17 protein-coding genes and 1 pseudogene are annotated in these 20,212 nt (G+C 56.8%); 10 read left to right on the top strand and 8 right to left on the bottom strand.

Annotated elements, in window-relative coordinates; translation table 11 throughout:
* Positions 1-11: 11 nt before the first annotated feature.
* Together QZH45_RS12715 and QZH45_RS12710 are read right to left on the bottom strand one after the other, a co-directional pair.
* The gene (locus QZH45_RS12715) at positions 12-923 is read right to left on the bottom strand and encodes a universal stress protein (protein WP_024778786.1); all 912 of its coding nucleotides are present in this window, start codon (positions 921-923) and stop codon (positions 12-14) included.
* A gap of 105 nt (positions 924-1,028) precedes the next feature.
* Positions 1,029-2,273, bottom strand: coding sequence for an MgtC/SapB family protein (locus tag QZH45_RS12710; protein WP_024778787.1), 1,245 nt, complete (start codon positions 2,271-2,273; stop codon positions 1,029-1,031).
* A gap of 48 nt (positions 2,274-2,321) precedes the next feature.
* Between QZH45_RS12710 and QZH45_RS12705 the strand changes: the two genes are divergently transcribed.
* Both QZH45_RS12705 and QZH45_RS12700 read left to right on the top strand, forming a co-directional pair.
* Entirely contained in the window at positions 2,322-2,579 is a 258-nt protein-coding gene (locus tag QZH45_RS12705) for a hypothetical protein (RefSeq protein WP_155254747.1), read from the top strand.
* 181 nt (positions 2,580-2,760) lie between these two features.
* Positions 2,761-3,684 carry a universal stress protein gene (locus QZH45_RS12700; protein WP_432783769.1) on the top strand — a complete coding sequence of 308 codons (924 nt, stop codon included), beginning with the start codon at positions 2,761-2,763 and terminating at the stop codon, positions 3,682-3,684.
* A gap of 111 nt (positions 3,685-3,795) precedes the next feature.
* Here the strand turns inward: QZH45_RS12700 and QZH45_RS12695 are convergent, their stop codons facing one another.
* The 6 genes and pseudogenes from QZH45_RS12695 to QZH45_RS12670 form a co-directional block, all read right to left on the bottom strand.
* Positions 3,796-5,205, bottom strand: coding sequence for an ATP-binding protein (locus tag QZH45_RS12695; protein ID WP_024778790.1), 1,410 nt, complete (start codon positions 5,203-5,205; stop codon positions 3,796-3,798).
* Complete coding sequence (locus QZH45_RS12690) at positions 5,202-5,864, bottom strand: response regulator (RefSeq protein WP_024778791.1); 663 nt, start codon at positions 5,862-5,864, stop codon at positions 5,202-5,204. The genes QZH45_RS12695 and QZH45_RS12690 overlap by 4 nt, the downstream gene beginning before the upstream one ends.
* An 11-nt stretch (positions 5,865-5,875) precedes the next feature.
* Positions 5,876-6,203, bottom strand: a pseudogene (locus tag QZH45_RS12685) (hypothetical protein); the annotation flags it as partial.
* Positions 6,204-6,660: 457 nt separating this feature from the next.
* Positions 6,661-7,116, bottom strand: coding sequence for a hypothetical protein (locus QZH45_RS12680; protein ID WP_024778793.1), 456 nt, complete (start codon positions 7,114-7,116; stop codon positions 6,661-6,663).
* A 384-nt stretch (positions 7,117-7,500) separates the two neighbouring features.
* The gene (locus QZH45_RS12675) at positions 7,501-8,736 is read right to left on the bottom strand and encodes an aromatic ring-hydroxylating oxygenase subunit alpha (protein ID WP_024778794.1); all 1,236 of its coding nucleotides are present in this window, start codon (positions 8,734-8,736) and stop codon (positions 7,501-7,503) included.
* 257 nt (positions 8,737-8,993) lie between these two features.
* Positions 8,994-9,962, bottom strand: coding sequence for a LysR family transcriptional regulator (locus QZH45_RS12670; protein WP_024778795.1), 969 nt, complete (start codon positions 9,960-9,962; stop codon positions 8,994-8,996).
* 331 nt (positions 9,963-10,293) lie between these two features.
* Here QZH45_RS12670 and proV point away from each other — a divergent pair, with 331 nt between their 5' ends.
* The 8 genes from proV (at position 10,294) to QZH45_RS12630 (ending at position 20,211) form a co-directional block, all read left to right on the top strand.
* Positions 10,294-11,454 (top strand): glycine betaine/L-proline ABC transporter ATP-binding protein ProV, encoded by a 1,161-nt coding sequence (gene proV / locus QZH45_RS12665; protein ID WP_024778796.1) that lies wholly within the window; start codon positions 10,294-10,296, stop codon positions 11,452-11,454.
* A 96-nt stretch (positions 11,455-11,550) separates the two neighbouring features.
* Positions 11,551-12,504 carry a glycine betaine/L-proline ABC transporter permease ProW gene (gene proW / locus QZH45_RS12660; RefSeq protein ID WP_024778797.1) on the top strand — a complete coding sequence of 318 codons (954 nt, stop codon included), beginning with the start codon at positions 11,551-11,553 and terminating at the stop codon, positions 12,502-12,504.
* A gap of 54 nt (positions 12,505-12,558) precedes the next feature.
* Positions 12,559-13,587, top strand: a complete 1,029-nt coding sequence (proX, locus tag QZH45_RS12655; protein WP_024778798.1) for a glycine betaine/L-proline ABC transporter substrate-binding protein ProX — start codon at positions 12,559-12,561, stop codon at positions 13,585-13,587.
* A gap of 313 nt (positions 13,588-13,900) precedes the next feature.
* Positions 13,901-15,220 carry an NAD(P)/FAD-dependent oxidoreductase gene (locus tag QZH45_RS12650; protein ID WP_024778799.1) on the top strand — a complete coding sequence of 440 codons (1,320 nt, stop codon included), beginning with the start codon at positions 13,901-13,903 and terminating at the stop codon, positions 15,218-15,220.
* A 138-nt stretch (positions 15,221-15,358) separates the two neighbouring features.
* Positions 15,359-16,261: a dihydrodipicolinate synthase family protein gene (locus QZH45_RS12645; protein WP_055135258.1), complete on the top strand. Its 903-nt coding sequence runs from the start codon at positions 15,359-15,361 to the stop codon at positions 16,259-16,261.
* Position 16,262: 1 nt separating this feature from the next.
* Complete coding sequence (locus QZH45_RS12640) at positions 16,263-17,753, top strand: aldehyde dehydrogenase (RefSeq protein WP_055135259.1); 1,491 nt, start codon at positions 16,263-16,265, stop codon at positions 17,751-17,753.
* Between the two features lie 144 nt (positions 17,754-17,897).
* Positions 17,898-19,244, top strand: coding sequence for a dimethylsulfonioproprionate lyase DddP (dddP, locus tag QZH45_RS12635; protein WP_055135260.1), 1,347 nt, complete (start codon positions 17,898-17,900; stop codon positions 19,242-19,244).
* Positions 19,245-19,254: 10 nt separating this feature from the next.
* Positions 19,255-20,211: a GlxA family transcriptional regulator gene (locus QZH45_RS12630; protein ID WP_122319433.1), complete on the top strand. Its 957-nt coding sequence runs from the start codon at positions 19,255-19,257 to the stop codon at positions 20,209-20,211.
* Position 20,212 lies beyond the last annotated feature (1 nt).

Raw genomic sequence — 20,212 nt, 5'->3', positions numbered from 1 at the left:
GATTTTTCCCTTCACGCCTGCGGCTTGATCGCCCAGACGCTGCAAGGCGCCCGTTGCAGCAGGAGCTCGGCAGTAGTGCCCAGACGCTTGTCCAGGCCATGGTGCGCCGTGGTTCCCATGACGATCACATCGACCTGATGGTCGCGAGCGAACGTACAGATGCTCTGCAGCGGCGCCCCTTCGATGAAGTGACGCTTGTGCGGCTCGACCCCATGCCGCTCCGCCAAGGATTCGAACACCTCATGCTGCGCCTGACCCAATGCCTCATAAATCCCAGTAGCCAGGGGGAGCGCGCCAATACCCATGTCCGACGCATAGATGGCGGTCCAGTCGAAGGCGTGCAGCAACTCGATTTCGGCATTGCATTGCTCGGCCAATTTGAGAGCTGCGTTGACGATCTGGTCGTTGAACACCAGGTCCTGGTCCTCGCTGCGCAGCACGTCGACAATCGCCAGAACTCGCCGAGGCCGGGGGTTGCGCGAATCGGTGACCAGATGCACCGGCACAGGACAGTCGCGCAGCAAGCGCCAGTCCAACGGTGTGAAAAAGATCCGTTTCAACGCCGGCTCCGGCTGTGCATCCTTGATGATCAATGCCAGCGGCAGTTCCTTGATGTACTGCTGCAAACCTTGATAGGCATCCTTGCTCCATACCACTTCACAGGTCACCTCGATGCCATGCCGCCGCGCCAGTTCGGCCTGTTGCCACAGCCAATGCCGATGTGTTTCCAGATAACCGTCGCGCGCGCTCTTGACCTGGTCGGGCGCGAACAGACCGGCTACCGACAATAGCTCCAGATAATCGATGGCGACGATATGCAGCGGCAGGTCCATCGCCAGCGCCAGCTCGGTGGCACGGTCGAACGCAGGCGTACGGATCATGGCGTCAGGCGCCAATAGTAATAAACGTTGAGTCTGGGACATGGAGCACCTCGGCATGGGACGACAGCCCGTTGAAGGATCGAGGCTTCAGAATGAACCTGTGCCGCAAGCCAGACTTGATCTCCCTCAATTGGCCATCATTGAGGATCAAAAGCTCGGCAGCAGCAGCCCCACCCACATCGCCAGCGTTACCAGCACTTGCCCAGGAATCACCTGCGCAGCAAACTTTCGCCCGCCACTGAGCCAGGCCACCACGCACTTGCTCAGGGAGTTGCTGCTTATCGCCAACAATACCGGTACGGCGCTCGCCTCGAAGGGCAGCAAACCGGCCTTGACCAAGGACGCGATGGAGGCCATCGAGGCATGAGCGTCAACCAAGCCGCTGAAAATTGCGGTGGCGGCCACCCCGGCCTGCCCGAATTCATCAAGCATCGCTGACGACACAACAGTGATGACGGTCATTGCCACGACCACCATCAACGCCAGCTTCAGGCTGAACGCCCCGCCGTGCTTGATCCTCTCCTCAGCTCGCACCCTGGGTCGGGTAAACATCAATGCGCTGGCGTAGAACAGTACGGTCACCGCCCCGCACAGCAGCGGCCACCCCAACCAACGCAGCAACGCCGGTTCCACCGCACCGAGAATCAGCGCCACCTGTGCCAGCGTCGCCAGGTTGGCCAGCACTGCGGCCGCGCTCAGTACCTTCACATTGAGAGGCTCCTTCGCGGCGATGTGTCCCATGGTCGCGACAGTCATCGTAGCGGAGGCAAACCCCGATGCAATTGCGCCGAGGGCGTAGCCATAGCGAGTGCCAAGGGTACGAACCGCGACGTGCCCCATTGCCGCCACCGCCATCAACATGACAGTCAGGGCGCAAATGGTGCGAAGGTTGATGACGTTGTAAGGCCCCAGGTAACGGTCCGGGGTGAGGGGCAGTATGACCAGCGCGGTGATCAACAGCGTCAGGCCATCGCGCAACTCGGCAGCGGTCAACTGGCTGCGGGCAAAATGATGCAACACCTGACGGCTGGCCAGCAGCCCCGCCATCACCACGCCTACCGCAGTTGCCAAGGCCGGCGCACTGACGCAGAGCGCACCCAATACCAACACTGCAAACAGTGCCACTTCGCTGGTGATGCCAGGGTCTTCGGCCAGGTTTTTCCAATACGCCATGGTGACCAGTGCCCCCAGTGCAAGCGCAACAAACCCTAGCAATAAAGGTCCGCCGGTCCAGGCCGTGACATACCCCAACATCGAAGTAACGGCAAAGGTACGCAGGCCGGCATAATCGCGTCTGCCCTCCTCACCCTTGCGCCGCTCACGCTCAAGCCCCACGAGCAGGCCGATTCCCAACGCCGCGCCAGCGTTGACAAAGCCCAGGACCTCGATCACGGCCATGGCGCTATGGCGCCATTTGACGCACGTTCATCGGGACGCCGCATGAACGATCTGCGACGCTTGCGTGCGCGCAATCACGTCTTGCGGCCAGACATGGGGCGCGTCGATTCGCGCCTGCAATGTCCTGGTAAACGACAGCGCTTCACCAGCGCTCCTGAAACCTATGCAAAAGGCATCCAGGTGCACCATCCAGCGCATTTCTGCCTGCCGCTCCTCAAGCCGAATAATCATGACCAATCTCTCATGGCGGGTGAGCCTGGACTTCAAGTTCAAGCACCAGCCTGCGCCCGATTACGCTGAGCGGATTGATCATGATCAAAGATTGCGCTGTTGCCAGATCATCGTCGGCGCCGATGCGACGCTTTCAAGCGTGTTTGATGCAAATCAAGTTACCCAGGCTCACCGCGCTCATGATCAATACCGGACATAGCCCGCGCGAAAGTCGCCCGGCGCCAACAGGTCTTTGCCCAGGAGGTTTATCATGTCTACGCAACCACGCTTGATGCTGGTCGTTTCGCCACTGATGGAACAAAATCCGGCGTTCGATCGGGCCGCCGCCCTGGCCAAGGCCGAAGGCGCCGCATTGCATATTGTCGCCTTCGACTACCTCGAAGGCCTGGCCACGGCTGGCCTGGTCAATGAAGAGGCACTGGAGCAGATGCGGCTGGGTTACATTGAACGCCACCGGCAGTGGCTGGAAGAGAAAGCCAGGCCCCTGCGCAAGCTCGGTATCGAGGTCACGACAGAAGTAGAGTGGGTAGAGCGCCCCCTGCAGGAAATCCTGGTCCACCTCAAAGAAGCACCGATGGAGGCGCTGATCAAGACGGTGGACCCTGAGTCCTGGATCCCGCGCCTGATGTTCACGCCTTTGGACGTGCATCTGTTGCATGAATGCAATGTGCCATTGCACTTCGTCAACAAAGTGGTCCATGCGCGTCCACGCAAAATCCTGGCTGCCATCGATCCGTTCCATCGCGATGGCCGCTACAAGGGGCTCAATGATCGTATCCTGGCCGAAGCCAATAAGCTGGCTACCAGCTGCGATGCGGCACTGGAAGTCATCTACGCCTACGACCTTTCTTCCATCACCGCAGCCGAATACGGTTTTGGCAACGGCTCGACATTCTTCTCCTCGACGCTGGCTCAACAGCTCTACGAATCCCAGGGTGCGGCATTCGACGCGTTGGCCGAACGCAATGGCATCGCGCCGGAACAACGACGCATGATCATGGGTGATCCGGCCAAGGTACTGGCCAGCTACGCCGGCGCCCATGACATCGATGTCATCGTCATGGGCCGCGTGCGCTATGGCGGCCTGGACAAGCTGATCGGAAGCACCGTGGAGAGCCTGCTGTACAAGATGCCGTGCAGCTTGTGGGTGATTGCTCCGCAGCAGTTTGAATGAGGTGGATGACCGTCGCCGATGACCTGTAGAACAACCCTGTCAGCTTTGGTTTCTGCCACGTTGATTGAGGTCATATGCACGGCCAGCGAAATCACTGGGTTTCTCAGCCGTTCATCTTCGACCTGAAAGCAGCTTGGCAGAGGCCTGGAGCGCCTGAGCGTCGCGCATTTTCAAGGTGGCGCGCAACCCTCCTGCGGGGAGGTTCTCCAGACGGATCTGACCGCCCAGGCGATCAGCTATGGTGCGTACGATTGTCAGGCCCAACCCCGCGCCCTGATCATTGCCACGGCTATAAAATCGCTCGAAAAGCCGCTCACGTTCGGCCTCGTCGATACCCGGCCCCTGGTCTTCAACCGACAGTTCATAACAGTCATCTTTCCTGGCCAGCCGTACCGTAATGACGCCATTGGCCGGCGAAAACCTGGCAGCGTTGGTCACCAGATTGTTCAAGGCAATATCGATGGCCACCGGATCGATTCGAACCAGGCCGATGTCGTCGCTGACATCGAGCACCGGTTCGAGCCCCTTGCTCAATAACCAGGGCGTCATCGGCACCAGGCCTGCACGCACTGTGGCGGCCAGATCGATAGGGACTGGCACATCGGCAACCACCTGCGGTTCAAGCCGCGCCATGGTCAGCAACTGGTTAACCAGGCGCGTAGTACGATCAACCCCGGCGAGCAGATGTTCCAGGGACTCGCGACGACTTTGTTCATCCCCCGCCTCCATCAGGTTCTGTGCATGCACCCGAAGCACCGCCAGGGGCGTGCGCATCTCATGGGCCGCGTCGGCGATAAAGCGCCGCTCACGGCCCATGACGTCCTGGATCTGTGCCAACACACGGTTGAGCGCCGCCTGCATGGGCTCAAGTTCTGTAGGCAACGGCACCATCTGCAGGGGCTCGAGTGAACCCGGATGCCTGGCCCGCAATGTTGCCGCCATGTCCACCAGAGGCTTGAGCCCCCAACCGATGGCCAGCCAGATCACTGCGGCAAGAAGCACGCTGCCGATCAGATTGGGCAGCACGGTATGACGAACGATGCGATCCACCAGATCGGCGCGCACATCATCGCGCTCCCCCACCCAGATCTTCAGGCCGTACTGCGGGTCGTCCAGTACGAACGCCCGCCAAGTGTGGTCCTTCTGGTCCGTCACCTCACTGAAACCGGCAGCGCTCGGTGGCGAGGTGAAGGATGGCGCGCTGGAGGTGTGTACCAGCACGGAGCCTTGTGAATTCCAGACCTGGAAGGCGATCTTGCTTTCATAGGGGTGACCATCGACCTTGGGCGCCGCCAGCCCCAGGGCCGAGTTGAACGCCTGGTACAGCTCTGCATGCTCCTTGCTCGCCATGGGCATACGCATGACGCCCTGGAGCAAACGGGCATTCTGCGCCAACTGCGCGTCATACACCTCGGCGATTTCGTGGTTGCTGTCATGCAGGTTGAAGACCGTGATGATCAACAGGCCAAGGAAAAGGAGGCCCAGAATCAACGTCAGGGTACGGCGGCGGATCGAACTCATTGGTGCTCCTCCACCAGGTAGCCGACACCGCGAACGGTCCGGATCAGATCGGTGGAGAACTTCTTGCGCAGATGATGGATGTGGACTTCGAGCGTGTTGCTCTCGGCCTCCTCGCTCCAGCCGTACAGCAGCTGCATCAGATGATCACGCGTCATGACCCGCCCTGGCGGTGAGAGCAGTTCGTGGAGCAGTTGATATTCCTTGGGCGTCAGTGCCACCGGCTTGCCCTGGTAGCTGACCTGCTGTGTGCCGGGGTTCAAGCTGACGCCAGCGTGCTCGATCAGCGCCTGGGCACGGCCCGCGCTACGCCGCAGCAGGGCCCGCAATCGGGCCTTTAGTTCCGCCAGGTCGAAGGGCTTGACCAAGTAGTCGTCGGCCCCGGCATCCAGCCCGGCGATACGATCTTCGGTGGCATCGCGGGCAGTGAGAATCAGCACCGGCAGGTTGCTACCGCTCTCGCGCAAGCGGCGCAGCACTTGCAAGCCGTCCATTCGTGGCAGCCCCAGATCAAGTACCGCCAGGTCAAAGGTTTCACTGAGCAACGAATGCAGCGCACTGCTACCGTCTTGCAGCCAATCGACGGTATAGCCTTCGCGACTCAGGGCCTGACGGATGCCCTCACCCAGCGCCACGTCATCCTCGATTAGTAATAAACGCACACGCACTCCTGTCAGTCGAGTTTCCTGCCTACATCTGCCAGCACCGCTTCGATTCCCCTGCGACGCCCGGCATCGGCGCTTTGCCGCCTTGGTCGGGGCTCTGCCAAAGGCTTTTTACCGCGCAGCCCTGGCTTCACCATAGCGCTTTTGACGGTAGAGGTGATCGCCCCAGAAGTACAGACTATCAATGCCATTGGGGTTGAGTTGCAACGCCCACTCGAGCAACGGCTCGGCCTTGTCCGGATCCCAGGGGCCAGCCTGGCAGCCGATCATACAGTGCGCCGAGACTGGTTAGGCCGAGCCTTGCTGATCAGCGGCTTCCAGCCCAAGCGCCTCGTCCCAAGGCGCCAAGCAGAAAACCGACAAATACTCTTTCATGGCTTGAGGTGCTCATGGCGGGTGGCTTCTTGCAGGGTGTCGGAAAAACTCATGAAGGGGACTCCTCGGACAGAACGGATTCGGTGAAAGGTTCGGTAGGGCTCGACAATCACCTACCGGCACCGGGGCCCGTTGGCGATGAGCAGAGCCTGGCGATACTGGACTTGAGCGAAAAACGTGGCGAAATCCATCGGCAAGCCATCCCCCAGAATGAATGTCATGTCGCCGACGCTCGAATGCCCACGTAGGGTTTGCTGGAATCTGAGGAGAGTATCGAGGCCGTGTCTTAACGAAGTCTGAAGATGGCATACCCAGGACGGGCAGCTTGTGTCGCTATTCACAGGGAGCGAATCGGTCAATTGCGCAGGTTCGGTCGTGGATCGCATCCATGAGTCGCCAAACCTGGTCCCCCCCATATTCAACGCGCCAGCTTGACGGGTTCGATATCGGGAAACCACAAGGCATCTATGCAGCGCTGCGAATCCTCCTCAGTCACAGGTTTGAGGTTGAGCGGATCAAAACTCAGACCCTCGACCAATGCCAGGGGAACGACGCCGTTTTTTTCCAGAAGCGCATGAGCCAGGCACTGACATAGAGCTCGCGGTGACGCGCTTTCTGGGTATTCTATTTCGGCTAGTTCAAATTCAATCTCCAGCCGCGTGGTGCAGGTACTTATCAACGTCTGCACGGCACGCGAGGCGAAGTGAAGCGTGACGAAACAAACCGTCACCAACACCGCCAAAGTGGCTAACAGCAGAACAGCCTCCCTCCTCCATTGCCTTGCGCCTGATCGAAAATGAAGGAGCAATTGCACCCTTCCCCGCCAGAAGCCACGCAAGGCAGAGATCACATTGACGAATCTTTTGACTGCCATGACCCGGGACCTGACTCAACGTATTGTTCAGAGCATGACGGCCGACGAACGCCTTCGTTTGACTTGAATCAAACTGTGTTGAGTCCTTATTGTGCTGGTCAGCTACGCAGCGTCCCATGACACTATGGTGATGGGCGCGTGCGCCAGTTCGAGGCAACCACCGCCAAATTAGCACTCAAGCAACGTCTCGAAGCGTGGATAGTCGATTTTGCCTTGGGCATCGAACGGCGTGATCGCGGCCAGGTTGAGGCCGGAAAATGCGAATTCGGACATTGAATCGAGCCCCTCCTTGATCTTCTTGAGCGGCCGAAATAATAGCCCTTCCCGGGCTGTTTACATGCTGCAGTGGCCAGCGCAGGACCGCCGGCCATCGTTGCAAGAAAATCAATCCACCGGTTTGAGTGGTATCTGGACCCGCAGACGCGTCAGCATGGTTTCGCAATACCAATCATCGAACTGGCATACACCATTTTCTGCGATGTCCGAAAAAGGACCGGGCTCGTAAGTCGGAGAGGTAACTCCCGCTTGGGTGCCCTCGACCAGTCGTCGGTCTTGATCGTTGGTGGCGAGCCAGACTTTTGTCAGCCGGTCGATATCGTAGTCAACACCTTCAACGGCCGTACTGGGGACAAGCCATTTGGTCGTCACGAGCGTTTCGCCAGGCCCGATTGGAAGTACGCGGAAGCTCAATGCGTGGTCACCGAGAAAGTGGTTCCAGGTAGACGGGTAGTTAAAGTAGAGCAAGGCTCCGATGTCCGGCTCGCCGCTTTTATCCAGGCGTCCCGCAACAGCAGGCTTGCCATCCATTGTGTAACTCACGGCGCCTGCGGAAAGCGGTATGCGCGTCATACGAAAACGACCATTCGGATCCATGACGAGCTTGCTTGGCATACCCGCGGTTTCGCAGCGATGCCAATGCGCGGTCAATTCGGGATCATCTTCGCCCCCTACCCCTGCCACCGAAAGGTTCTCGACAAAGGAGTTCATCAATTCGGGATGCGTACCGTCACAATGGAAGCACTCGCGATTGTTTTCAAAGACGAGTTTCCAGTTACCCTTTTCCACGAGATTGGACTCGAAAGCAACTTTGCAGTTATCCAGGAAATGGGGGGCAATGAAAGGACTTACAGAGTTCCTGAAACTATCGAACTCCGGCGCCTTATCAGCGACGCATACATAAATGTAAGTGTGGACAATTTCACAATGTACCGGCTTCAGATCATATTGAGTCCTGTCGAAATCGGCCCCCATGTTACCGGCAAATAAAAGACTGCCATCCAGCTCGAAAGTCCACTTGTGATAAGGACACACCAGCTTCGCGACTTTGCCTTGGGCGTGCTCGCAAACTTTAGAACCACGATGACGACAGGCGTTGTGAAAAGCACGGACCTGGCCGCTCTTATCCCTGATGATCAAGATCGGATAGTCGCCGATCTGCAACGTCAAGTACTGTCCGGGTTTTTCAATTTCAAAGGTATGACCGGCAAAAATCCAGTCTTTGTGCCAGATCTGCTCAAGATCCTGACGAAACACCTCAGGTTCGATATACAGTTCACGAGGTAGCGCGTGACGTGCTTTGCGCTTTTGAATCAGGTCAATCACGGATGTTGGCTTATTCATTATTATCCTCTACACATCAACCTGACGGTTAACGGCAAGTACGTCCAGAAAACGGCGTCATGAACAACGAAGCCTGCGCGCAGAATCGTCAACTTAGACGCCGATACGCATGTCCCAGCCATGTTTAACAAGAGGGTACGACGGCTCACTCAGTCGGCAAAACTACATTTTCGTCGCTCAACTGATAACTTGCCGTTATGAGCCATCAAATCCGGACAATTCCATGCTTACAGCTGCTCTGTAATCAGAGGGAAAACCTACACGCTCCATCTTGAAAACTTCGAAAGGATCCAGTCCCGTACTCGCCGACAGGCATCCTCATATTCAGACCTTTCATTGCAAGCCACGTAATGAAGACTGTTTCGAAGCGTCACTTGGTGCTCGACGGGACGAACGAGCTGGCCCCTTTCGACCATTGCCCCGACAAGCTGATTCCAGCCCAATGCGACACCTTGGTGGGTCAGGACCATATTCATGATCAGGTTGTAGTCGTTGGCATGAAAAATAGGTGGACAATCGGCAGGACGCTCATCGATATCAACGTTCAGAAAGGCCAGCCACACCCCCCAGTCCACATGCTCAGCCACGCCCGAGCGTCCATATGGACTCAGATTAAGCAGCGAAGAATCGCGTACCCCTTCAAGTGAGGTCAGTTCGGGATGCGCTTCCAAAAATGCTGGAGAGCAAACAGGATAAATAATATCGTGGCACAGCTGGTAGCTTTTATACCCGTCCCCCACCTTGCGAATTTTTGAAATGATGATGTCCGGCTCTACGCCAGGTTCCATATTCACGAAATTCTGAGTGGTGATCAGATTGAACTCAATATCCGGGTTGGTCGCACGAAACTCCGGAAAATGCTCGGTTAGCCATAACGCAGAAAAAGCAGGCGAGCAACAAACGGTCAGAATATGCTTCTGCGTCGGAGCGGTTCTAATTCTTTCAGCTGCCTGCGCGATATTAACGAACGACAGTTGCGCCGCCTCAAAAAAAATCTTTCCCTCGGCGGTTAGTTCTACTGTGCGTCCGGAACGCATGAACAGTTGAGCGCCCAAGGAGTCCTCAAGCTCTCGAATCTGCCGGCTGATTGCGGCTTGTGATACGCACAAGGCCTCTGCTGCCCGAGTAAAGCTTTCATATTTAGCGGCGGCGACAAACGCTCTGACAGCCCGAAGGGAAGGCATCCTAAGCAGTAATGTATCGGGGTCAACGTGTCTGCTGAGCATGGTAAGCCCTCATCCTCCTATCATCCGCGAAAGCGGCGGAGCGTAACTCAATAGCCTAGCCCAGGCCATAAGAAGCGTCGTGATTGCGCCAAGGCAGTCGCTTCAGCCAGCAACGATAACGTTAGGTTATCCAAAAAGCCCTGTAAATGTTGTTGGATTTAAGACCCGGATCCCCATAGATTTAAAAAAAGCCCGACCACAAGGGCAAACAATAAAAACCAGGTACAGGTCATGCGCATATTCATCCTTTATTACTGCCCGCCTAAATTACCAACGCTCGAGCTCAATTTGGTTTCGTGCGCTGTAGCGTTACACGCAAAGGAGGGACGCAATGACTAATCCAGACGAAATAATTTCCGTTAAAAATGTTTTTAAAATATTTGGCGCACAACCTGATGCGGCGATGAAAATGCTTAGCGCCGGAGCAAGCAAAAAGGATGTCTTTGAGAAAACGGGCCAAGTAATTGGTGTTTTCGACGCCAGCTTTGCCGTCAAGCGCGGTGAAATCTTTGTGATCATGGGACTTTCAGGCTCTGGGAAGTCCACGATGGTGCGATTGTTCAACCGCCTTATCGAGCCGACGTCCGGCAGTATTTATCTGAACGGTCGAGAAATTACAGGCCTGGATGACAAAGCTCTACTCGATGTCCGCCGCAAAGAGATGGGCATGGTGTTCCAGTCTTTTGCTTTGATGCCCCATATGAGCGTTTTGGAAAATACCGCCTTTGGGCTGGAAATTTCCGGCATCAATGAAAAGGAACGACATGGTCGCGCCAGGGAAGCCCTCGCCCAGGTCGGTCTTGCAGGACAGGAACACAGTTATCCGCATCAACTTTCCGGCGGCATGCAGCAACGCGTAGGCCTGGCCCGTGCGCTTGCCAACGACCCGACCATCCTGCTGATGGATGAAGCCTTTTCCGCCCTGGATCCGCTTATCCGTAGCGAGATGCAGGGGGAGCTCATTCGCCTGCAAGCCGAGCAAAAGCGGACCATCATCTTCATTTCCCACGACATCGAGGAAGCCGTTCGCATCGGCCACCGCATAGCGATCATGGAGGGGGGACAGGTCGTACAGATTGGCACACCTCAAGAGTTGATCAGTCAACCGGCCAATGACTATGTACGCACGTTCTTCAAAGGATTCGACAGCTCCCGGATTCTCAAGGCAGGCGACGTTGCCAGACTTGATCCGGAATGGGTTCGCAAGGCAAATGGCCAAGCACCACAGTTCAAGGCCGGCCTACCGTTCGGTTATTTGATCGACGAACTTGGGCAATTACTCGGGGTCGTCGATATCGATACGAGCGGCGCGGGTGGCAGCACGCATTACACCCTCCATAAACACCAGCCCGTATTTACCGATACCCCCCTGCACGAGGTGCTGGAGATTGCAGCCCACCTGCCCTATCCGGTCCCAGTACTGGACCGTTCGGGCGCGCTCACCGGGACGCTGTCAAAGAGCGAGTTACTGCAAACGCTCAGCCGCCATTAATACAGCCGCGCCCCGCTACGCTGGCGCGTCCCTGATGACCTGAAGTATCCGCGGCCCTTATAGCGCCGCTGCGGTGATATGAAGAGGTAAGCCCTGATGTCCGAGTTCAGTTTTCTCGATCCGTTTCAAGTCGCCACTATCCCACTGGGTGATTGGGTTGAAAGTATCCTCAATTTTCTGGTGCATAACTTTCGCGATGTGTTCCGCGCCATCCGTTGGCCAATTGACCAAGTACTAAACGGCGTCGAATACATTCTGCAAAGCATTCCACCCAGCATCGGGATCCTCCTGTCTTCTTTGCTGGGATGGCAACTGGCCGGGAAACGCATGGCGTCACTGTGCCTTGTGACACTCACGCTGCTGGGCCTTATCGGTGTCTGGTCCGAGTCGATGACAACCCTGGCGCTCGTACTGACATCGGTATTCTTTTGCGCCCTGCTAGGTGTACCTCTGGGTATTCTCTGCGCCCGCAGTGACAATCTGGAAAAGGTCCTGCGGCCCGTACTCGATGCCATGCAGACACTGCCGGCGTTCGTTTATCTCGTGCCCGTCGTCATGCTGTTCGGCATCGGCAACGTGCCGGGCATCCTGGTGACCATTGTGTTCGCCCTTCCCCCCCTGGTGCGCCTGACGAACCTGGGCATCCGCCAGGTACCTGAGGACAAAATAGAAGCCGCCCGCGCTTTTGGCTGCACTCCACGGCAGATGCTGACCCGCGTTCAGTTGCCACTGGCGACATCGACCATTATGGCCGGACTCAATCAGACCCTGATGCTGTCCCTGTCGATGGTGGTCATCGCCTCGATGATCTCGGTGGGCGGTCTTGGCCAGATGGTCCTGCGGGGCATCGGCCGCCTGGATATGGGCTTGGCCACGGTCGGCGGCACAGGCCTGGTGCTGCTTGCCATCTTCCTTGACCGCTTGACTCAAGCCATGGGCGCCCGCACCGGAGCCGACCCAAGCCTGCGCTGGTATCACACCGGTCCCGCAGGCCTTCTGCTACGCCTGTGCGGCGCGAGACAGCCTGCGGGGCGGAGCAAGACCGCCTGACCCTTCTATTCGATCTGCCGCAGTGAAGTTAAACCCCAAAAAAGGTACACGACGATGTCTGAATTCAAGCTTTCACGCAGCATGCTCAATTGCGCTACAGCCCTCGCCATTGCGGCCATGTCGCTTTGTGCCAACGCTTCGGCGAACCAACCGGGAGACGGTGTAAAGATCACCCCTATCTTCCCTTCTATTGCTGAAGAGCGATTTCGCGGTGAAGTGGCCGTCGAGGGCCTTCGAGAGCTGGGTTACAAGGTACAAGAGCCCAAGGAGACAGAGTACAGCGTCATGATGATGGCCTTGGCTAACGGCGATGCAGACTTTACGGTGCACTTGTGGGACAAGCTGCACGACAAGTTCTATCAGCAGGCCGGGGGCGACAAGGTCATGGTCAAGGCGGGCGACATCATGCCCGGCGTACTCCAGGGTTATTTGATCGACAAAAAAACCGCTGACGCGTATGGCATCAAATACATCACTGACCTGAAAAAGCCTGAAATCGCCAAATTGTTCGACACCAACGGCGACGGGAAAGCAGACATGACAGGATGCAACCCTGGATGGGGCTGCGAGCTGGTCATCGCCCATCACATGAAGGCCTATGACCTGGAGAAATCGATTAACGTGAACCAGGGTTCCTATTTTGCACTGATGGCCGACACCATCACTCGCTATAAAGAAGGGCAGCCGATTCTCTACTTCACCTGGGTCCCCCAGTGGATCGCCACTGTTTTGGTAGAAGACAAGGATGTGGTCTGGCTGGAAGTACCGAAAACCGACCTGCCGGATGGCAAGAATGATGTCGACACGATGTACAAGGGCAAGAACCTTGGCTTTGCAGTAGACAAAGTCGAAGCCGTGTTGAACAAAGACTTCGCCCAAAAAAATCCGGCGGCCTTGAAGTTCCTCTCAGTGATGCAAATCACCACCGCAGACGAAAGTGCCCAGAACTTGAAAATGCAAGAGGGCGAGAAAAAGCCTGCCGATATCCGTCGTCACGCCAAAGAGTGGGTAGCCGCACACCGGCAGCAGTTTGACGATTGGTTGCAAACCGCTCGCGCTGCAGCGACACAAGCTAACAATTGATATGAATACAGCGGTGGGGCAAGTCGATGACGGGCTCCACCCTGTAGATTTGAGCCAAGTTTTGGATGTAGGCCGGCATAGATTCGATAACCCAGGCAACTGCAAAAACACTTCAATGCCGTCTGACCACATAGTCGTTTGAAACTGTAAAAGCTGAACAGTTACGTCTATTGAACACTCGCTCGCATGAACTGCCAACTTTCGCTGGCGGCATACGGTGGTTCAACTGTTGATGGGACGATGACCGCATTTCTTGGCGCCCGATAGTTTTGCATGACTGGCGTCGGATCGGTTGAATGAACAGGATCTTGAAATGTTGAAAGTATCTTCGTTACCTGCCGATGACCAATCTTGCGGGTGGTATCACTTGAGCAGGGGGCGCCAGATCAAGCCCGCCCATCAAGGCCATAGCAATGCACGCTGGGTCATCGTCGGAGCCGGCTTCACGGGGCTTGCCGCGGCCCGTCAGCTCGCGGCTCATTTTCCTGACGACACCATCCTGTTGATCGAAGCTCAGGAAGTGGGCTTTGGTACCTCCGGCCGTAATGCCGGATTCGCTATCGACTTGCCGCATGACATCGCCGCAGAGGATTACATAGGTGATATCGCCACGGCAAAAACAACACTTAAACTTAATCTGAGTGGCCTGAATTATCTAAAAGAGTTGGTTGAACAGCACAGCATAGATTGCCAAATGAAGCATTGCGGCAAATATCAGGCCGCCGTTGAACCAAGAGGCATCGCCGTTCTGGATGCCTACCGCCGCGGACTCGATAAACTCGATCAGCCCTACCAGATGATCGAGGCTGGTGAACTACCCGAGCATATCGGCACGCATTTCTACCGCAAAGCGTTATTTACCCCAGGGACTTCTTTGCTTCAGCCTTCGGCGCTTGTCAAAGGCTTGGCCGACAGTCTTCCCAGTAATGTGACGCTGTATGAAAACACTGCAATCACTCATGTGGAATATGGCACAAAGACGGTACTCAAGCATGCCGCAGGTTCAATCACCGCGGACAAACTGATCCTGACCAATAATGCCTTTGGTATGAGTTTCGGCTTTCTCAAAGGGCGAATGCTGCCGGTGTTCACTTATGCCAGCCTGACCCGCCCCATGACCGAACAAGAGCAAACTCGCCTCGGCGGCCGACCTTATTGGGGAGTCATCCCTGCGGATCCATTCGGAACTACGGTACGTCGTACACCGGACAACCGTCTTCTGATCCGTAACAGTTTCAGCTTTAACCCGGACGGCCGCAGTGACTCAAAATACCTGAAACGCTTCGTCGCCAGGCATCAGGCCTCTTTCGAGCAACGGTTTCCTATGTTGCCTGAGATGAAGTTCGAATATACCTGGGGAGGCGCATTGGCGCTTTCACGTAACCATATGGGCCATTTCGGCGAGCTGGCGCCCAATGTCTACGGGGCACTGTGCTGCAACGGGTTAGGTGTTACCCGCGGGACAGCGACCGGCAAACTCTTGGCGGATTGGCTGGCTGGGGAACACTCTGAGCTCATTGATTTCGTCTTGAAATCACCGGGTCCATGCCCCAACCCACCGGCTCCACTGGTTTCAGCAGGGGTCAATATAAGTTTGCGATGGGGACAATACCGAGCCGGTAAAGAAAGTTGACCCGCCCCACACTTTAAGAAGTTTCAGTCCGCCTGTTCGTTCTTCTGCAGACGGCTTCCCTTGGTTGAAAAACTGGCTGCGCTGACCTATCGAGCGGCGCCGCTTGCTAGACAGTGACACTAACTGGAGCAAATTTTGATGAAATTTGAAGGCATCTACACACCGGCCATTACACCCCTGACCTCTGACGGCAGTATCGATAAGAAAGCCTTTGCCGAAGTCCTCGAGTACCTGGTCGACTCCAAAGTGCACGGCGTCATTATTGGCGGCTCAACCGGCGAATATTATGCCCACACTCCTCAGGAGCGTTTCGACCTGGCCGCCCAGGCCAAGGACGTGTTGCGCGGTCGGCTACCGTTGATCGTGGGTACCGGCGCCATTCGCACTGAAGATTCGGTCGCCTACGCCGAAGCGGCGAAGGCCATCAAGGCCGATGCATTGTTGGCTGGCTCGCCCCCCTATGCGCTGCCAACGCAAAAAGAGATCGCATTGCATGTCAAGGCGGTGGACCGCGCCGCCTCGCTGCCCATCATGCTTTACAACTATCCAGGCCGCATGAGCGTAAGCATGGGCGAGGAATTCTTTGATGAGGTCAGCGATGTGACAAACATCGTCGCCATCAAGGAAAGCTCCGGCGACATGGCCCAGTTGCACCGTTTGGCCTGTAAATACCCGCGCATCGCCCTGTCCTGCGGATGGGACGATCAAGCTCTTGAGTTTTTCGCATGGGGCGCCCGCAGCTGGGTGTGTGCCGGTTCCAACTTCATCCCTCGCGAGCACGTCGCCCTGTACGAGGCCTGCGTCGTCGAGAAAAATTTCGACAAAGGCCGTCGCATCATGGCGGCGATGATGCCGCTGATGGACGCTCTGGAAGGCGGAAAATTTGTCCAGTCCATCAAGTACGGGTGTGAACTGAATGGCTTGAGCACCGGTGGCCTGCGCGCCCCCCTGCAGGGCCTGGATGTTGATGAAAAGCAGACGCTGCAAGGCGTCGTCACCGAGCTCAAGCGCAACATCGCGCAGATCACTGGAGGTGCCTGAAATGGCTGATCTACTGACCAAGGAACAGTACGCGGCCATCGCCGCCAAGTTGGAGTTTCCTACCCAGGCATTCATCAACGGCGAGTTCCGGGATGCCCTCTCTGGAAAAACGTTCATCACGACGAACCCGGCCACGGGTGAAAAGCTTGCAGAGGTTGCGGCATGCGATACCCGCGACGTCGACGTCGCCGTGGCTGCCGCCAAGCAAGCGTTCGAGGATGGACGCTGGCATAAACTGTCACCGGGCGCACGCAAGCAAGTGCTGCTGCGCTTCGCTCAATTGCTGGAAGACAATGCACACGAGCTTGCGGTGCTGGAAAGCCTGGACAGTGGCAAGCCAGTCAGCGAGTGCCAGAACGTCGACGTGCCCGATACCATCCATACCCTGCGCTGGCATGCGGAGCTGATCGACAAGGTGTACGACAGTACCGCGCCGACCGGCCAGGGTGCGGTAACCCTGGTGGTGCGCGAAGCGATCGGTGTCGTCGGCCTGGTCCTGCCTTGGAACTTCCCATTGCTGATGCTGGCCTGGAAGATTGGCCCTTCCTTGGCCGCTGGCTGTTCCATCGTGGTCAAACCGGCCAAGGAAACCACCCTGACCGCATTGCGTGTTGCCGAGTTGGCGCATCAGGCCGGTATTCCGGCAGGCGTATTCAATATTACCCCTGGCGGCGGCCGGGAGGCTGGCGAAGCAATCGGTCGGCACATGGATGTGGCAATGGTCAGCTTCACCGGTTCTACCGACACGGGCCGGTTATTTCTCAAGTACGCGTCCGAGTCGAACCTCAAGCGCGTGGTGCTCGAACTGGGGGGTAAGAACCCCGCCGTGGTGATGAATGATTGCGAAGACCTCGATCAGGTTGCCCAGTATGTGACCGCAGGCGCTTTCTGGAACATGGGCGAAAACTGCTCGGCCTCCTCACGGCTGATTGTCCATGAAGACGTCAAGGATGAACTGCTGAAACTGATCGGCAAGCATTTGCGTGATTGGAAAATGGGCGACCCCCTGGATCCTGAAAATCGCCTCGGTGCCATGATCAGCAAAACGCATTTCGATAAAGTGCGCTCGTATCTGGAATTGGCCGCCGAGCAGCAACTCAACGTGACGCAAGGTGGCGGGACTGAGTCCGGCGTCTTCGTCCAGCCGACGATCATCGACGGAGTCGAACGTGAAAGTCGCCTGTTTATCGAAGAGATCTTCGGGCCGGTACTGAGTGTCACCAGCTTCAGTACTCTCGACGAAGCCATAGAACTTGCCAACGACACCGTCTACGGCCTGGCGGCATCCGCCTATACCGGCAGCCTGCGTAATGCCTTGCGCCTGTCGCGGGAGATTCGTGCGGGCGTGGTCACAGTCAACTGTTTCGGGGAAGGCGACGCCTCTACACCGTTCGGTGGCTACAAGGAATCAGGCTTTGGTGGTCGCGACAAATCCGTCTGGGCGCATGACCAATACACCGAGCTGAAAACCATCTGGATTGACGCTTCATAACCTGATCAGGCACGTGCTGTATTGACGACGCTCAGTAGCCCGGTCACCGCCTCACGCAAGCGGTGACCGGGCTATGGACTCCCTTCGGCTTGTTGGTCGCCTGGTCAGACAGAACCTTTCACAGATTGAACTCTGGACGCCATCATGACTCATTCACCTTTTTCGATTCCAGCCAACGCCCGACGCATCGACCCAGCCAGACAACGTGCAACTGCATTAAAAAAAGATGGCTCCGCCGAGGACAACGACCGCGTCGAAATAGGCCCCACGCCGCTGGCTTTTGCGGAGTGGGAACGTTTGGGCCTGGAACCGCCCCATCTGCCCACCCTGCGTACATACCGATTGCAACGACTGGTTGATCAGTTGGTAGCCCGTGAGCTGGGCGGCATTCTGTTATTCGATCCACTGAATATCCGCTACGCAACCGATACCACCAACATGCAGTTATGGACGACCCATAATCCCGCACGGGCATGCTTCGTCGCCGCCAGTGGACATGTTGTCCTGTGGGACTTTCATGGCTGCGATCACCTGTCCGCCCACTTGCCGCTGGTGACAGAGTTGCGCAGTGGCGCGTCTTTTTTCTTTTTCGAGACCGGTGAGCACACCGACCGACACGCCAGACATTTCGCCGCGCAAATCGACGAGTTGCTGCGCCAACACGCCGGTGTCAATCGTCGGCTTGCGGTGGATCGAATCGAAGTCGCCGGCCTGCGCGCCTTGGATGCATTGGCGATCGAAATTTGCAGCGGCCAGGAAGTGACTGAATTCTCCCGCATGATCAAGGGCCCTGATGAGGTCAAGGCGATGCGCTGTGCGGTGGCCGCGTGCGAAGCTTCGGTAGCCGAAATGCACCAGGCCATGCGTGCCGGCGTGACTGAAAACGATGTCTGGGCCGCCCTGCATGCCGGTAATATCCGCCGCGGTGGCGAATGGATCGAGACCCGAATTCTCAGCTCCGGCCCTCGCACCAATCCCTGGTTCCAGGAGTCTGGCCCACGGGTGTTGAGCGACGGCGACCTATTGTCATTCGACACGGATCTGATCGGCACCTACGGCATGTGCGTGGACATGTCCCGCAGTTGGATCTGCGGCGGGCTGGAGCCTACGGCCGAACAGAAACGCCTGTATCGAATTGCCCATGACCATATCACCCACAACATCGAGCTGATCAAGCCAGGCGTGCGCTTCACGGAGCTGACCAAACAGTCGCATCGGCTGCCCGAACTCTGCCGCGCCCAGCGATACGGCGTGCTGTTCCATGGCGTCGGCCTGTGCGACGAGTACCCCAGTATCCGCTATCCGGAGGACTTGGAATCTTACGGATACGAGGGCGAGCTGCAGCCAGGCATGGCCCTTTGCGTCGAAGCGTACGTGGGTGAAGTGGGTGGCCGCGATGGCATCAAGTTGGAGAACCAGTTGTTGGTCACCGAAACCGGCTATGAACTGCTGACGCACTACCCTTTCGACGACAGTTTTCTGCAAGCATGAAACTTGATCGATGAATCAGTTAACCGTGTGTCATCAAACATCAAGCATCGGCTTTCTCTTGCTTGAGAACTTCTCCCTGACGTGCTTTACGCAATGCCTGGACGTGCTCGTGACGGCCAATCTGATTCGGCCAGGCTCGGTAAAAGTTCATACATTCAGTTGCAACGACTCCGAAGTCACGAGCGACCTGGCCATCCCTATCAGGCCGGATACCCCGCTTACCGACATTAGAATCGCCGCCCTGGATCTGATGATTGTCTGCGGTGGGTTGCGCACGCCAAGAGTCGTGCCTGACGGACTGGTGAAACTCTTGAACAAGCTCGCCAGCATGCCCATCGCGCTCGGTGGGTTGTGGAATGGCGCCTGGTATCTGGGTAAAGCCGGGTTGTTGGATGGCTACCGCTGTGCCATTCACGCAGAACAACGGATCGCTTTATCCGAATGTTCACCCAACACAAATGTAACTCTGGACGCCATGGCAATTGATCGAGACCGGTTCACGGCGGCCAGCCCCGCGGGGGCATTTCAAATGATGATCAAGTGGCTTTACGCAACGCTTGATCAGGATGTCGTGAATGCGGTTTTTGAGCTGCTGGATCATGACCAGTCCAGGTTTCGTACATCAGTGCCGGTTCAAGATGGCAGGGTCAGCGCCGCGCTACGAGAAATCATCACATTGATGGAATGTAACCTGGAAGAGCCGTTGAGCCAGGATCAACTCGCCGAGTGTGTTCGGCTATCAAGACGCCAAGTGCAACGCCTCTTCCAGGAACAATTGGGAATTCCTCCACAACGTTACTACCTGGCATTGCGCCTTAAAGGCGCCCAGCGCCTGATACAGAACTCAAGCCTTACGATCATCGATGTTTCAATCGCCTGCGGCTTTGCCTCGACCCCCCATTTCAGCAAATGCTACAGCTCTTTTTTTGGTTATCCACCGTCGAGGGAAAGTCGCCACGAACTGTGAG

It is taken from the genome of Pseudomonas corrugata (assembly GCF_050920615.1).
Classification (GTDB): domain Bacteria; phylum Pseudomonadota; class Gammaproteobacteria; order Pseudomonadales; family Pseudomonadaceae; genus Aquipseudomonas; species Aquipseudomonas corrugata.
The sequence above is the reverse complement of the archived record's forward strand: the minus strand, read 5'-3'. Positions and strand labels throughout refer to the sequence as shown.